Below are 15,020 nucleotides of genomic sequence, written 5' to 3'. Positions count from 1 at the left end.
GGCGCCCCTGGATGCGCATTGCATTGGTGACGCACACCGGGCAGGTCGGTGGGGCGGAGTTGGCGACCCTTCGGGTCATTCGAGCGCTTCCCCGGGACTTAAGCGTCGAGGCATTTCTGGGGGAAGAAGGGCCGTATGCCGACCAGCTGAGGGCCGCCGGGGTGCGCGTCGACATCTTGGGGATGGATGAGCGGGTGCGTTCGCTCACTCGTGCCGAGACGACCTCGGCGCGGGCGGCTTTGAAGGCAGCAGCGAGTCTGACGCCGATGGTGCGGATGCTGGCGCGCCGGTTGCGCGAGGGTGACCATGACGTGGTGTGGAGCGCCTCGCTGAAGGCCCATCTCCTCAGCGTCCCCGCGGCGCGGCTGGCTGGCCTGCCGCTGGTGTGGAGCCTGCATGACCGCATCAGTCACGAATACCTCCCCTCAACCATGGTGCGCCTCGTTCGTGCTCTGGCACGAACGGCGCCGCGCGCGATCATCGCAAATTCTGAGGCCACCGCCGCGACCGTTGCCCGAGTGCGTGAGCTCATCGTTGCGCGACCAGGACTGACGCCAGAACAACTCCGGCCATTGACCGAACCGCCACAGCGGGGCCACGACGTGATCGGCGTCGTGGGGCGGCTGAGCCAGACCAAGGGACAGCTAGAGGTGATCCGGTTGATGCCCGATCTGATCGCCGCACGCCCCGGTGTCACCCTGCGCCTCATAGGCGGAGCACTGTTCGGTCAAGAGGACTACGAGCATGCGCTACGGGCCGAAGTCGAGCGGCTCGGATTGAACGATCGGGTCGCGTTTGTGGGGCACATCGATGACCCACGACCTGAGCTGGATGCCTTGGCTGTGTCTGTGCACGCCGCGACGATCCCGGAGCCGTTCGGCCAGGTGATCGCCGAGTCGATGGCCCGCGGCACTCCCGTGGTTGCGACGCGAGGTGGTGGCGCCACAGAGTTGGTGCACCCACCAGGTGAACAGCCGCTGGGCTATCTCGTCCCGCCCAGGGACCCCGACGCGATGGTCGAGGCGATTCTTGATGTCCTGGACGCACCCGAGCGAGCGGAGGTACGCGCACGCCGGGCCCGGGCATACGTCGCTGAACACCTTCCCATTTCGTCCACGGCGCGCACGGTGGCCGAGGTGTTCCAGGCGGTGGCAGCGGGACGGCGTTCCTTCAGCGAGCCGCCGGTCACCCTTGCGCACGATTACCTCACCCAGCGCGGCGGCGCGGAGCGAGTGGTGCTCGCGATGCGCGCGGCCTTCCCCAAGAGTCCGTTGCACACGCTGCTCTATGAGCCAGCGACCACGTTTCATGAGTTTGAGCACCTTCGAGTCGAAGCCAGTGTGCTCAATCGGATCTCCACACTGCGGCGGAACCACCGGATGGCCTTCCCGCTGCTGCCATTGGCGTCCTCGTTCATGCGTGTCCCCGGCAACGTGACCGTGGCTTCGACAAGTGGCTGGGCGCACGCTTTCCGGTCCTCGGGCGCAAAGATTGTCTACTGCCACTCGCCTGCGCGTTGGCTCTACCAGACCGAGCGATACCTCGGTAAACCGGCGTACAAGAGTCCGATCGGGCTGGTGCTCATGGCGGTGGGGCCAACACTGCGACGCTGGGATCGTCGGCGCATGCGCGCAGCGGACCGCGTCGTCGTGAACTCCACGGCAGTGCAGTCAGCGGTGGCTGATGCTTACGGCATTGATGCCGAAGTGATGCACCCACCGCCCGGGCTGTCCCACGACGGGCCACGGACCGCCATTCCCGGAGTGGAGCCTCCGTTTTATCTGGTGGTGTCGCGATTACTGCCGTACAAGCATGTCGACGTGATCGTGGAGGCATTCGCCGGACTGGAGGACAACCTGCTCGTCGTCGGATCTGGGCCGATGCTCGCCGACCTTATGCAGGACTGCCCGCCCAACGTGCGGATTGTCACGGATCAGACTGACGCGCAATTGCGGTGGGCGTACGCTCACGCGCAGGCTCTCATCGCCGCAAGTTTCGAGGATTTTGGTTTGACTCCGCTGGAAGCGGCGCTCTTCGGTACGCCGACGCTCGCGCTGCGGGCGGGCGGCTATCTCGACACGGTCATCGAGGACGTCAACGGTGCCTTCTTCGACAGCGCCGACGCGGCGGACATCAGGGCTGCGGTGCATCGCAACAATGCACGGACCTGGGACGCCGCGCAGGTGATTGAGACGGTAGAGCGCTTCGCGCAAGAGGTATTCATCCAGCGATTGCGCAGGGTGGTCGAAGAAGTACAGGCCACTGGCCGTTCCGGCGCGGCGACTCAGTCATGACGAGGTTGCGTGGCGCTCTCCTCCTGACTGACGCGCTCTTGGTGGCGCTTGCGGTCGGCATAGCTCACGTCATTCGCTTTGGCTGGACCGCGGCGGAGGTGGCCGGGCTCGGCACCACTTATTCGGCGGTCTCGATCGTGCTGGTTCTCGCGTGGGTTGCGGCGCTCGGACTCTCGGGTGCGTACCGGACGTCCATCCTGGGATATGGCCAGCAGGAGTTTCGCGCCATCCTTCGGGCGGGAGTTGGGCTATTCGCTGCGTTCGCCCTGTTGTCCTATGTCCTGCAGTTGTTGTTTGCCCGTGGGTATGTCGTCATCGCCTTCCCGCTCGGCGTGCTGCTGACTGGCCTGGGGCGGCTGGCCTGGCGGAGGTTCATCGTGCGGGCCCGACGGCAGTCGGGCGCCTATCAGGAACGCGTCTTGGTCGTCGGTGGTCAGGACCACCTGCGGGAACTCATTGCTGCCATTGAGCGTGAACCTGCCGCGGGGTACGTCGTGCAGGGCGTGTGCTGCGACGATCTGGATGGGCCGATCTACGGCACCGAGGTGCGGGGGCGAGAGGCCGATGCCGCATCGGTAGCGGTCGCCTTGGGCGTCGATGCGGTTGCCTGGGCAGGGTCGCGCCGTGGACCGGCAGCGCTGCGCACCCTCGCGTGGGACCTGGAACCGGACGGGGTCGATCTCCTGGTCATGTCGGATCTCACCGAGGTGTCCCGCGCCCGACTGGTGTCGCAACCCATCGCCGGTGTGCCACTTCTACGGTTGGGTGCACTGACTTTCCGTGGATCGCGGTGGGTGTGGAAGACCGTCTTCGACTATGCCCTCGCGACGGTCTTTCTGGTGCTGAGCCTTCCAGTGCAGGCGATCATCGCCCTCGCCATCTTGGTATCGGAGGGGCGACCGATCATCTACCGGCAGACTCGGGTGGGTCGAGACGGGGTCAGGTTCACCATCCTGAAATTCCGCACGATGGTGGCCGATGCGGATCATCTTCGGCAGGAGCTGGTCGAGGGGCGCCCCGACCGTGGGCCGTTGTTCAAATTGACGACCGACCCGCGAGTTACTCCCGTGGGGAGAGTCCTCCGACGGTTCTCCCTTGACGAACTCCCGCAGTTCGTGAACGTGCTGCGTGGCGACATGAGTCTGGTCGGCCCGCGCCCGCCGCTGCCGCAAGAGGTCGCGGAATACGGACCAGATATGGCGCGGCGCCGAATGACGGTCCGGCCCGGGCTGACCGGGTTGTGGCAGGTGAGTGGGCGCAGCGACCTGACTTGGTCGGACAGCGCCCGGCTCGATCTGTACTACGTCGACAACTGGTCGGCCACCGGGGACCTGGTCATTCTCGGGCAAACCATCGGTGCAGTGCTTCGGGGGCGTGGCGCGTACTGACGCCCGCGCGGCTCACCGAAAGCGGGGACAGGTGCACTGTGCGCCGGGTACCTGTCAGAATGGTGAGCACAGATCACATTCGAGTGTGGTGCCGACTCGACGGTCGTCGGTGCCCTCGGGACGAGGCTCGCCCAGGACGTGGGCGCGAGGACGGGTGGAAACATATGGAACAGAAACCGAGTGTCCCCACGCGCAGGGCGCTGGCACGGACCGCGTGGACTGTTCCTGCACTGGTCGTGCTCCCGGCGGCCCGCGCTGCCGCGGCCTCGTGCAACTCGCTTCCTCAAGTCGGTTTTCCTGGTTCATGGTCGACCCCGACGAATACCGGCTACCTGGGAAACGGCTGGTCTGGTTTTCAAGGCAACCAGTTCGGGGGAAACGCCGATCCGGCACGGGGGCTCGGTTCAGCGGAGACGAAGACTCAACTCACGCTGCAATTGGAACCGAACAAGTCCTACCGACTCACTTTTCCGGTCGTGAACTGGTTCAGGACAAATTCGCAGACCGCGTCGTTCTCGGTCACCGCCGGTGGGCAAAGCACCACCCGTACCACTGTCCAAGTGAACCCAGGAACGATCGCCGTCGAGTTCACCACGACGGCATCGGCAAGCATCACCATTCAACTCACCTTCGCAGTCGCGCAATCGCCTCTGTCTACTTCGGGCGACGATATCGCCGTGAGCTCGCCGACCCTGGTCTGTATCTGAGTTAGCCCCGCACCGGAACGGTCGGACCGGCACACAACACTCCAAAATCCAGCATCGCCTGGCGGACACGGCGTACGCGCTGCTCAGCCTCAGGAACCTTGCCATGGGCCGCGACGCACCCTGCCACCAAGTCGTCGAGTTGTTGGGGCTCTAGTGCGAGTTTCCAGATGGTTGCGCCGATGCCTGCGAGTCGTACCGGAGTGTCACCGATGAGGACCAGGACGTCATCCTCATCGGTGCACGCCTCGTGAAAATCGGCGCGGATGACCGCGCCAGGCGGGAGCTGTTCGTGGGGTGCTGAGGGGCGCGGCCCGGCCACGCTCGCACTGGAGCAGGTGGGTTCGCTCCGGTCGGTGGCCACCCGCAGTAACTCGGTCGTGTCGCCGATCTCCCGATAGCGCAATCGCTGGACACCACCCGCCGCGTTCGCGAGATCAACCAGTCGGGTCAGCGGGGTGGGCAGGACCACGAGCGATGAGGTTTGGGGGATGAGGTCCGCGAGGGCGTCGATGAGGCTGACTGGTTCCAGGCTGGGGGCAGTGCAGGTCGGGTCGCGGGCGAGAAGGACCATGGCCCCGACCTGCGGTGAGCGTTCCGCGACGGACATACCCAATGTCTCGGGGGCGCGCTGTGCCTTGAACCGCGACTGGGTGGCTTCCACCATCGATAGCGGTTTGCGATAAAGCAACGCGTGATGGGCGTCGTCCAGCGCGACGGTCTCGTCCGTGACGTATCGAAATCCGTTCGAGCATAGGTGAATTGCTGCTGTTGTCTTGCCCGCGCCAGATTCGCCGACCAGAACGAGACCGCGTCCAGAGGTGGGGCTGACGACACACGCGGCGTGCACCATCAGGCGTTGTCCTCGCTGGTGATTGATCGCTCGAAGGGTCAGTTCGCGGCTGAGATGCTCCTGCACCTGACCCGGCTCCAGGTCAGGCCGGTTGGTCAGGTCAAGCGCACTGTCCGCCTCGCGGTCGAAGGTCGCGAGGCACCAGCGCCAGGCTTCGCGTGCCTGCTCGACGGCGTCTAGTGGAAGTCGTACGGCCACCTGAGCGCCGAGCGCCTCGACCTTGAGATCTGGGGTGCCGCGGGTCACGTGCGGAGCCTACTGCGGTCGGTTGCTCGCTGGCACTCGCGGAACTGCTGTCAGAGGGACGACGTACCCTGGCAGGGCAATGACGAGCGCCAGCCTTTTTGATGACCTGCCCCTGCCTGGGCTGACCAAGCCCGAGAACTCAGCGAAGGGGTCGGCATCCCGGGATGACGGCCTGCCGCCGGTCGATGAACGCGGCGTGCCCGCGTGGGCGGCGGAGGGCGTGCCAGGGCCCACCAGAGCCGCTGCCGATCACGAGCGCCCCCGTGGCGAACAACTGCTGACGGGGCTGAATCCCCAGCAGCGTGAGGCGGTGCTGCACCACGGCACGCCGTTGCTCATCGTGGCCGGAGCCGGTTCGGGCAAGACCAAGGTCCTGACTCATCGCATCGCCCACCTGCTCGGTGACCGCGGCGCAGCGCCTGGTCAGATTCTGGCCATCACCTTTACCAACAAGGCCGCTGCCGAGATGCGCGAACGCGTCGAGACCCTCGTCGGCCCCGTGGCGCGCGCGATGTGGGTCTCGACCTTCCACTCTGCGTGCGTACGCATCCTGCGCCGCGAGGCCGGCAAGCTCGGAATGAAGTCGAGTTTCTCGATTTACGACGCCGCGGACAGTCAGCGGTTGATGGCGCTGGTGCTGCGGGATATGGACCTCGACCCGAAGCGCTATCCAGCACGGGCCTTCACCCATCAGGTGAGCAACGCCAAGAACGAACTCATCGATGAAGAAACCTTCGCTAGCCAGGTCTCGGCGGGCTCGACCAACGGTGGGAGCAACGAACACGATCGCGTGGTGGCGGAGGCCTACACGACCTACCAGCGGCGGCTGCGCCAGGCCAACGCGTTCGATTTTGACGACCTCATCATGACGACGGTCAACCTGCTGCAGGCCTTCCCCGACGTGGCCGAGCACTATCGCCGTCGGTTCCGGCACATCATGGTCGACGAATACCAGGACACCAACCACGCGCAGTACGCACTCATCCGCGAGCTGGTTGGCCACGAGATTGCCGATGGCGCGCAGGGGCAGGTGCCGCCCGCCGAGCTCGCCGTGGTGGGTGACGCCGACCAATCGATCTATGCCTTCCGTGGCGCGACCATCCGCAACATCGTGGAGTTCGAGCAGGACTACCCTGAAGCGAAAACCATTCTGCTGGAACAGAATTACCGTTCGACGCAGACCATTCTTAAAGCTGCCAATGCCGTCATCGAACGCAATCCAGATCGGCGCAAGAAGAACCTGTGGACCGACTCCGGTGACGGTGCTCCCATCGTGGGGTACGTCGCGGACAACGAACATGACGAGGCGTCGTTCATCGCGAGCACGATTGACCAACTCTCCGACCGGCATGGCGTGCAGCCCAAGGATGTCGCGGTGTTCTATCGCACCAACGCCCAGTCGCGCGCGCTGGAAGAAGTCCTGGTGCGGGTGGGTTTGCCATACAAGATTGTCGGCGGCACCCGCTTCTACGAGCGCCGCGAGATCAAGGACGCTCTTGCCTACCTGAGGGTGGTGGCCAATCCCGCCGACACGGTCAACCTGCGGCGGATCCTCAATGTCCCTAAGCGCGGAATCGGTGATCGCGCCGAGGCGTGCGTCTCCGCGCTCGCGGATCGAGAACGGATCCCGTTCGTGGCCGCCCTCGGACGGGCCGAGGATGCCCCGGGTATCGCCACGCGTTCGTTGAGCGCCGTACGCGGGTTCACGGCGCTGATGGAGGGCCTGCGCGAGACCTCCGAGACGGACGTCGGTGTCGCAGGCCTTCTGGAGGCCATTCTCGATCGATCTGGCTACCTGTCCGAACTTCGGCAGAGCCTTGACCCACAGGACGAAACACGCGTCGAAAACCTCGCCGAACTCGTGGCAGTGGCCAGGGAGTTCGATGAGACTTACCCCGAGGGTTCGCTGGTCGACTTCCTTGAGCAGGTGTCGCTGGTCGCCGACGCTGACGATATCCCGGACGAAGGTGATGACGCCGGAGTCGTCACCCTCATGACGCTGCATACGGCCAAGGGGTTGGAGTTTCCGGTCGTGTTCCTCACGGGGTTGGAAGACGGCACCTTCCCGCATACCCGCGCCCTCGGCGACAACGACGAGCTGGAAGAAGAGCGTCGGCTGGCCTACGTCGGGATTACCCGAGCCAGGCAGCGTCTGCACCTCTCGCGGGCACAGATGCGCTCAGCGTGGGGGGCGCCGCAGTACAACCCACCCTCGCGCTTCCTGGACGAGATTCCGCCGGAGCTGGTGCGGTGGGACCGCGAAGCGGCGACGGGAATGACGCGGCACACCAAGACTCCGGCCGTGGCTCGACTGGCCAGCCGCCCCGGCGTGAAGAGCCCTGGCAACCGACCCCCGATCTCGCTGGCCGGCGGTGACAAGGTCACCCACGACTCATTCGGTCTCGGCACGGTGATTCGAGTTGAGGGCGACGGCGAGCGCGCCATGGCGCACGTGGACTTTGGTGGTGAAGCGGGCGTCAAGCGTCTGCTGCTGCGGTACGCACCCGTCGAGAAACTCTAGATCGCCCGCACCTCCCACGCCGGTCGAGCACCCACCTCCATTCCGGTCGAGCAGGCGAGCGCCTACCCACGCCGGTCGAGCAGGCGAGCGCCCTGGCGCGAGCCGTGTCGAGACCTTGGTAGTGGGGTGGTCTCGATACGGCCTCGGCTAGCGCCTCGGCCTACTCGACCTGCGTTGGTGGGGGTGGTCTCGATGCGGCCTCGGCTGGCGCCTCGGTCTCCTCGCCCGGCGTTGGGCCCCCCCCACGCTGGTCGAGCAGGCGAGCGCCCTGGCGCGAGCCGTGTCGAGACCTTGGTAGTGGGGTGGTCTCGATACGGCCTCGGCTAGCGCCTCGGCCTACTCGACCGGCGTTGGAACCCCCAACGCTGGTCGAGCCGGGGAGCGCCTTGGCGCGAGCCGTGTCGAGACCTTGGTAGTGGGGGTGGTCTCGATGCGGCCTCGGCTAGCGCCTCGGCCTACTCGACCGGCGTTGGTGGGCCTACTCGACCGGCGTTAGTGGGCTGGGCTCGACCGGCGTTGGTGGGCCTACTCGACCGGCGTTGGGGACACCGGGCTCGACCGGCGTTGGGAGCACGAAAAGACCGCCACCTGGTCGGAACCAGGTGGCGGTCTTTGTCGTCAGAACCGGGATGAATCGATCAGCCGAGGCCGCGTGCGGCGAGCCAACCTGCCGGGTTGATGGCCACTCCACCGACGTGAATCTCAAGGTGGAGGTGCGGGCCAGTCGAGTTACCGGTGTTGCCGGAGAGGCCGATAACCTGGCCAGCGCTCACGCGCGAGCCGGGGCTCACCGAGAAGCTCGACATGTGTGCGTAGTGGGCTTCAGTGCCGTTGTCGAAGCGGACGACAACGCGCTGGCCCTGGCCGCCGTACCAGCCGACGGCGGTGACGGTGCCGTTGTTCATGGAGCGCAACGGGGTGCCAACCGGGGCGGCGTAGTCGATGCCGCTGTGCATCCGGCCCCAGCGGTAGCCGAAGCCCGAGGTGCGGGTGCCGCCCGAGATGGGAGATACCCAACCCGTCGAGCTGCTCTGCGGGGCAGCGGTCTGCGTCGAGGTAGCCGAGCGAGTCGGGATGCCCGAGCGGGTCGGGGCTTGGCTCTGCTGCGTTCCCTGCGAGGTGGAGGACCCTGTCTGCGCCTGGCTCCCCCGAGTCGGCGCGTTCTGGGTGTCCGTTGCCGGCTGTGCAACTGGCTTGGGCTTGGGCTTTGGCTTGGTGTAAGTCGTCGCCGATGTGTCGTTGGCTGCGAGTGCACCGAGGGCCGCACGACGGGTCGCGTTATCGCGGGAGGCCTGGGCCTGGGTGACGCTTGCGGAGCGGGTCTTAGCCTTCGCTGCGACGTTGGCCTTGGCCTTCGTCACGCTGGCGCGCTGGCTGGAGCGAGATACTCCGGCGCTGGACTGGCTCCACTGCGTGGTGTCCTGGAATCCGGCAGACGCGTTCGTACGGGTCTGCTGGCCGACGTCCGTGGCTGCGGCGGTACCGGCGGCTGCAACGGTCAGCGAGGCCGCGGCCAACGCTGGGAGAGCGACTCGGGCGCTCTGCAGCGGGGATACCGGAAGAGCACGGTGTCGACCCTGATACTTGCGGGACAAGACGCACACCAACTTCCTGTTGTCTCGGGGGAGTGACTGGGAAACAGTACCGTGACCTTCCCGTGATCTGAAATCGAACGACGAGATCTTTGTGGATATCCCGAAAGAGTTCGTCACAACCGTCACATCCGTCACAAAAGTACCGAGATTGCGCCTTTTGAGCGTGGCGAGCCTCACAGGCGTCGGGTTTGACACGACCGCGAACACGGCCGGTTGTCGATGCTGATCGGACCGCGATGTGCCGCCGCCGACAGTTAGGCTCCGAGGCATGAAGAGTGCGCCACTGCGGATCGTTGTTGCCAAACCGGGCCTGGATGGTCATGACCGCGGCGCCAAGGTCGTGGCCCGGGCGCTGCGAGACGCCGGCGTCGAGGTGATCTACACCGGACTGCATCAGACACCAGAACAGATCGTGGAGGCGGCGATCCAAGAAGACGCCGACGCAGTAGGGCTATCAGTGCTCTCTGGGGCGCACATGACGCAGTTCGCGAAGGTCACGGCACTGCTGCGGGAGCGTGATGCCGCCGACATCGTCGTCTTCGGCGGCGGCATCATCCCCGATGAGGATCGTCCTGAATTGGAAAAGATGGGCGTCGCGACCGTTTTTACCCCCGGCGCCACCACCGAGGACATCATCACCTGGGTGCGCACGCACCTAGGTGACACCGCACCCGAGTGATGGCCCTCGCGTCCATCAGGCGTGCGGGTAAGTCCTATGCCGGTGTCGTGCGCAGGCTGGCGGTCCAGGCCAGGCACTCCTCGTACGTCGGCAGCAGGCCAGCGGAGCGAGCTTCGCTCAGGCTTGGCGCCGCGGTGTCCTTGGGGGAGAGCAGCGGGGTCAGGTCGTCCGGGATGCTGAGGCCAACCTCGGGGTCCAGCGGGTTGATCGCGTGCTCGCGTGCGGGGGCGTACGGCGCCGTGCACAAATAGTGCGCGACGCTGTCGTCTTCTAAGGCCAACAACGCGTGGCCCAAACCCTCTGGCACATAGACCGCGCGGCGGTCTGTCGTATCAAGCTGCACCGACGCCCACTGCCCGAACGTGGGCGACCCGACCCGCAGGTCGATCAGGAAGTCGACGAAACTGCCAGCCAGAGCGGTGACGTACTTGGCCTGAGAGGGCGGCACATCGGCGAAATGAATGCCGCGCAGCGTGCCCCGAGCGGACGTCGAGATGTTGGTCTGCACGATGCGAGGTTCGTGGCCGAGGTGCTCGGCCAACCGGTCGCCGCGATAGCCCTCCATAAAGACACCGCGGTCATCCGGAAACTGGCGCGGTGTGACGACCAGGGCGCCGTCGATCGGGAGGGGCTCAATCTGCATTAGGTGATACCTCAGAAGCGTTCTCGAGTAGTTCGGTCAGGTAGTGGCCGTAGCCGCTCTTGGCCAGGTCGGAGGCATGGTGGGCTAGGAGTTCGTCGTCAATCCAGCCTTGCCGCCAGGCAATTTCCTCTGGGCAGGAGACCTTGAGGCCCTGACGCTCTTCGATCGTGCGGACAAACTGTCCAGCATCCAACAGGGTGTCGACCGTGCCGGTGTCTAGCCAGGCGGTGCCGCGCGGCAGCGGCGTCACGGTGAGTTGACCACGCTGGAGGTAGGTCCTATTGACGTCGGTGATCTCCAACTCGCCCCGAGCGCTGGGAGTGAGGTTGCGCGCGATCTCGACGACGGAGTTGTCATAGAAATACAGCCCGGGGACGGCGAAGTGCGAGCGAGGCTTCGCGGGCTTCTCCTCCAGGGAGAGCACCTGCTGATCGGCCCCGAACTCCACGACGCCGTAGGCCTCTGGATGGCGAACCTGGTAAGCGAAGATCCGCCCGCCCGTGACCGGAGTGGCTTCGCGCAGTCGAGTGCCGAGACCTGGTCCGAAGAACATGTTGTCGCCGAGGACGAGCGCGACGCTCTCATCGCCGATGAACTCCTCGCCGACCAGGAACGCCTCGGCAAGCCCGCGGGGCTGCGCCTGGGTGGCGTACGTCAGTGTCATGCCCCACTGGCTTCCATCACCCAAGAGCCGCTGGAACTGCTCGCGATCGTGTGGCGTCGTGATGACCAGGACGTCTCTGATCCCGGCGAGCATGAGCGTCGCGATGGGGTAATAGATCAGGGGTTTGTCATAGATGGGGAGCAGCTGTTTGCTGATCCCCCGAGTGATGGGGTGAAGGCGAGTTCCACTTCCCCCGGCAAGAACGATGCCCTTCATTTGAGGCACCTTACCGGCCGGGAACTCGCTGGGTGCGCCGCCACGGTTGCTGGGTCACGCTCCCGATCCCGTCGTAGGGTCGGCGTATGCGAGTGCTTGTGACAGGTGGGGCCGGCTTTATTGGAGCGAACTTCGTGCTGTTGGCCGCAGCACAGCGACCGAACTGGAAGGTCACCGTGCTGGATGCGATGACCTATGCCGCGAACGCCGCGTCTCTGGACCCGGTGATCGATGACATCGACCTGGTGAAGGGTTCGGTGGCGGACGCCGACCTCGTCGATGACTTGGTCGCCTCACATGACGTCGTGGTGCACTTCGCAGCGGACAGTCATAACGACAACAGCCTGGATGATCCGTGGCCGTTCGTTCAGACCAACGTCGTGGGGACATACCAACTCCTGGAGGCCGTACGCCGCCACGGCAAGCGACTGCACCACATCTCCACCGACGAGGTCTATGGCGACCTGAGCCTGGATGACCCCGCGAGATTCACTGAGACGACTCCGGTCAACCCGAGCTCGCCGTACTCCGCGACCAAGGCCTCCAGCGATTTGCTGGTGCGTGCCTGGGTACGTTCCTTTGGCCTCGAAGCCACCATCTCGAACTGCTCTAACAACTACGGCCCGCGTCAGCACGTCGAGAAGTTCATTCCCCGTCAGGTCACCGGTGTGCTGGAAGGGGTCAAGCCCAAGTTGTACGGCTCCGGTGACAACGTGCGCGACTGGATCCATGTCGATGATCACAACGAGGCTGTCATCGCGATCATTGAACGCGGCCGGCCCGGGGAGACCTACCTGATTGGCGCAGATGGTGAGCAGAGCAACCGCGAGGTAATCGCCACCATCCTGGAGTTGATGGGCAAGTCGGCCGACTGGTTCGACCATGTGCCGGACCGTCCCGGGCATGACCTGCGCTATGCCATTGACTCCAGCAAGCTGCGCACCGAGCTTGGCTGGGAGCCGACCTATACGCGATTCAGGGACGGTCTCGCAGCCACTATCGAGTGGTACCAGGCCAACCCAGACTGGTGGCGCACCGCCAAAGTCACCGCGGAGACCACCTATTCACGGTTGGGTCGCTGATGCGCACGCTGGTGACCGGCGCTCGCGGGATGCTCGGCCAAGATCTCGTCACGAGCCTGCGTGAGGCTGGGCACGAGGTCACCGCAGCCGGGCGACCGCAAGTCGACATCACCGACCTGCGGTCGTGCGAGCGGGCCGTGGACGGACACGACCTCGTCGTCAACGCCGCGGCATGGACCGCGGTCGATGACGCCGAGGCGTCCGAGCAGAGCGCTTATGCCGTCAATGCGACCGGTGCGGCCAACCTTGCCCGCGCGTGCGCGGCGGCGGGCGCTCGCATGGTGCACATCTCGACCGACTATGTCTTCGACGGAGCGGCGACGTCGCCGTATGCCGAGGACGCCGCGACCGCGCCGAGGTCGGCATACGGACGCACCAAGCTCGCGGGGGAGCAGGCGGTGCGAGAGCTGTGCCCTGACAGTCAGATCGTGCGTACCGCGTGGCTATACGGAGCCGGTGGGCCCAACTTTCTTGCCACCATGGCGCGCCTCGCCCAGAGCCACGAGACCTTGTCAGTCGTGGATGACCAGCGTGGTCAACCGACGTGGACGGGTGACCTTGCGACCCAACTCGTCTCGCTCATCGGCGCCGAGGCGGCGCCGGGGATCTACCACGGCACGGCCTCGGGGGAGACGACCTGGTTCGGGTTGACCCGTGCGCTTTTCGAGGAGTTGGGTCTGGACCCAGAGCGGGTTCAGCCCACGACCAGCGAGGCATTCCCACGGCCCGCGCCGCGCCCGGCATACAGCGTTCTGGGGCATTGGGCCTGGTCCACCGCGGGCGTCGCGGTGCAGCGGGACTGGCGCACTGCGCTGCGCGAGGCGGTGCCACAGTTGGGGCTCACAGCCAGTACATAGAACGTGGAAGCCAACCCACTCTCGTCCTGAGCGCGGCCCCCGCTACGCTCAGGGACGGACGATCCCCACACTCGACGCGAGGACAAATCCGTGGATCTTTTCGAGTATCAAGCCCGTGACGTCTTTGAGGCGCACGGAGTTCCCGTACTAGCCGGAGCCACGGCGACAACTGCCGCTGAGGCACGCGCCGCCGCCGAGACGATCGGCGCCAAATCTGGCGGCGTGACGGTGGTCAAGGCGCAGGTCAAGACCGGTGGCCGCGGTAAGGCCGGTGGTGTCAAGGTCGCCAAGACCGTGGATGAGGCCGAGCAGTTTGCCGGTGAGATCCTCGGGATGGACATCAAGGGCCACACCGTCGGCACCGTGATGATTGCCCAGGGCGCCAAGATCGCCCAGGAGTACTACTTCTCCGTGCTGCTAGACCGGTCGAACCGCGGCCTACTCGCGATGTGTTCCGTCGAAGGCGGTATGGACATCGAGACGCTCGCCGTGGAACGCCCGGAAGCGCTGGCCAAGGTCGCCGTCGATCCCAATGTGGGGATCGATGAGGCCAAGGCGCAGGAGATCGTGTCCGAGGCTGGCTTCGACGCCGAGACCGGCGCCAAGGTCGCCCCCGTGCTGGTGAAACTCTGGGATGTCTACGCCGGGGAAGACGCGACGCTCGTTGAGGTCAACCCGCTGGTGCAGACCGAAGACGGCGAGATCGTCGCCCTCGACGGCAAGGTTTCGCTCGATGGCAATGCCGACTTCCGGCACCCAGAGCACGCCGACTTGGAGGACAAGGCCGCGGCTGACCCGTTGGAGGCGAAGGCGCAGGCCAAGGGCCTCAACTACGTCAAGCTCGACGGCCAGGTGGGCATCATCGGCAACGGTGCGGGTCTGGTCATGTCGACTCTCGATGTCGTTGCGTACGCCGGCGAAGAGCACGGCGTGAAGCCCGCTAACTTCCTCGACATCGGTGGCGGCGCCAACGCTCAGGTCATGGCTGACGGCCTCGACGTGATTCTCGGCGACGAGCAGGTGAAGTCGGTTTTCGTCAACGTCTTCGGTGGCATCACCGCGTGCGACGAGGTGGCGAACGGCATCAAGGGTGCCCTTGAAATCCTCGGCGACAACGCGACCAAGCCCCTGGTGGTGCGTCTCGATGGCAATAGCGTCGAGGCCGGTCGGGCGATTCTCAACGAGCTGGCCCACCCGCTCGTGACCCAGGTCGACACGATGGACGGCGCTGCGGCTAAGGCTGCGGAACTCGCCGGAACACCGTCCGACAAGTGACGC

Annotated in this window: 12 protein-coding genes; 8 read left to right on the top strand and 4 right to left on the bottom strand. The window is 65.5% G+C overall.

The window, feature by feature from the left end; translation table 11 throughout:
• Positions 1 to 11 precede the first annotated feature (11 nt).
• The 3 genes from F562_RS20450 to F562_RS0100265 all read left to right on the top strand — a co-directional run bounded on the left by F562_RS20450 (position 12) and on the right by F562_RS0100265 (position 4,389).
• Positions 12 to 2,294, top strand: coding sequence for a glycosyltransferase family 4 protein (locus F562_RS20450; protein WP_018154908.1), 2,283 nt, complete (start codon positions 12 to 14; stop codon positions 2,292 to 2,294).
• Positions 2,291 to 3,682 carry a sugar transferase gene (locus F562_RS0100270; protein WP_018154907.1) on the top strand — a complete coding sequence of 464 codons (1,392 nt, stop codon included), beginning with the start codon at positions 2,291 to 2,293 and terminating at the stop codon, positions 3,680 to 3,682. Before F562_RS20450 ends, F562_RS0100270 begins: the two co-directional genes overlap by 4 nt.
• A 164-nt stretch (positions 3,683 to 3,846) precedes the next feature.
• The gene (locus tag F562_RS0100265; RefSeq protein WP_018154906.1) at positions 3,847 to 4,389 is read left to right on the top strand and encodes a hypothetical protein; all 543 of its coding nucleotides are present in this window, start codon (positions 3,847 to 3,849) and stop codon (positions 4,387 to 4,389) included.
• 1 nt (position 4,390) lies between these two features.
• On the opposite strand, the gene F562_RS0100260 is transcribed toward F562_RS0100265, so the two are convergent.
• Positions 4,391 to 5,485, bottom strand: coding sequence for a phosphoenolpyruvate carboxykinase (ATP) (locus tag F562_RS0100260; protein WP_018154905.1), 1,095 nt, complete (start codon positions 5,483 to 5,485; stop codon positions 4,391 to 4,393).
• Positions 5,486 to 5,564: 79 nt separating this feature from the next.
• On the opposite strand from F562_RS0100260, the gene pcrA reads away from it, so the two are divergent.
• On the top strand, positions 5,565 to 8,006 hold the full coding sequence (gene pcrA / locus F562_RS0100255; RefSeq protein WP_018154904.1) for a DNA helicase PcrA: 2,442 nt from the start codon (positions 5,565 to 5,567) through the stop codon (positions 8,004 to 8,006).
• A gap of 638 nt (positions 8,007 to 8,644) precedes the next feature.
• Here pcrA and F562_RS19905 read toward each other — a convergent pair.
• On the bottom strand, positions 8,645 to 9,601 hold the full coding sequence (locus tag F562_RS19905; protein WP_169333349.1) for a M23 family metallopeptidase: 957 nt from the start codon (positions 9,599 to 9,601) through the stop codon (positions 8,645 to 8,647).
• Between the two features lie 268 nt (positions 9,602 to 9,869).
• Between F562_RS19905 and icmB the strand changes: the two genes are divergently transcribed.
• Entirely contained in the window at positions 9,870 to 10,280 is a 411-nt protein-coding gene (icmB, locus tag F562_RS0100245; protein WP_018154902.1) for a coenzyme B12-dependent isobutyryl CoA mutase small subunit, read from the top strand.
• A gap of 34 nt (positions 10,281 to 10,314) precedes the next feature.
• Here icmB and F562_RS0100240 read toward each other — a convergent pair whose 3' ends face one another.
• Positions 10,315 to 10,923 carry a dTDP-4-dehydrorhamnose 3,5-epimerase family protein gene (locus tag F562_RS0100240; RefSeq protein ID WP_018154901.1) on the bottom strand — a complete coding sequence of 203 codons (609 nt, stop codon included), beginning with the start codon at positions 10,921 to 10,923 and terminating at the stop codon, positions 10,315 to 10,317.
• Positions 10,913 to 11,803, bottom strand: a complete 891-nt coding sequence (gene rfbA / locus F562_RS0100235; RefSeq protein ID WP_018154900.1) for a glucose-1-phosphate thymidylyltransferase RfbA — start codon at positions 11,801 to 11,803, stop codon at positions 10,913 to 10,915. Before rfbA ends, F562_RS0100240 begins: the two co-directional genes overlap by 11 nt.
• An 86-nt stretch (positions 11,804 to 11,889) precedes the next feature.
• Here rfbA and rfbB point away from each other — a divergent pair, with 86 nt between their 5' ends.
• The 3 genes from rfbB to sucC all read left to right on the top strand — a co-directional run bounded on the left by rfbB (position 11,890) and on the right by sucC (position 15,017).
• A complete protein-coding gene (gene rfbB / locus F562_RS0100230; protein ID WP_026180871.1) occupies positions 11,890 to 12,885 on the top strand; it encodes a dTDP-glucose 4,6-dehydratase in 996 nt (331 codons plus the stop codon).
• On the top strand, positions 12,885 to 13,742 hold the full coding sequence (rfbD, locus tag F562_RS0100225) for a dTDP-4-dehydrorhamnose reductase (RefSeq protein ID WP_018154898.1): 858 nt from the start codon (positions 12,885 to 12,887) through the stop codon (positions 13,740 to 13,742). Before rfbB ends, rfbD begins: the two co-directional genes overlap by 1 nt.
• A gap of 90 nt (positions 13,743 to 13,832) precedes the next feature.
• Complete coding sequence (sucC, locus tag F562_RS0100220; protein WP_018154897.1) at positions 13,833 to 15,017, top strand: ADP-forming succinate--CoA ligase subunit beta; 1,185 nt, start codon at positions 13,833 to 13,835, stop codon at positions 15,015 to 15,017.
• Positions 15,018 to 15,020 lie beyond the last annotated feature (3 nt).

It is taken from the genome of Demetria terragena DSM 11295 (assembly GCF_000376825.1).
Classification (GTDB): domain Bacteria; phylum Actinomycetota; class Actinomycetes; order Actinomycetales; family Dermatophilaceae; genus Demetria; species Demetria terragena.
This window is presented reverse-complemented; position numbering and strand designations above follow the sequence as displayed.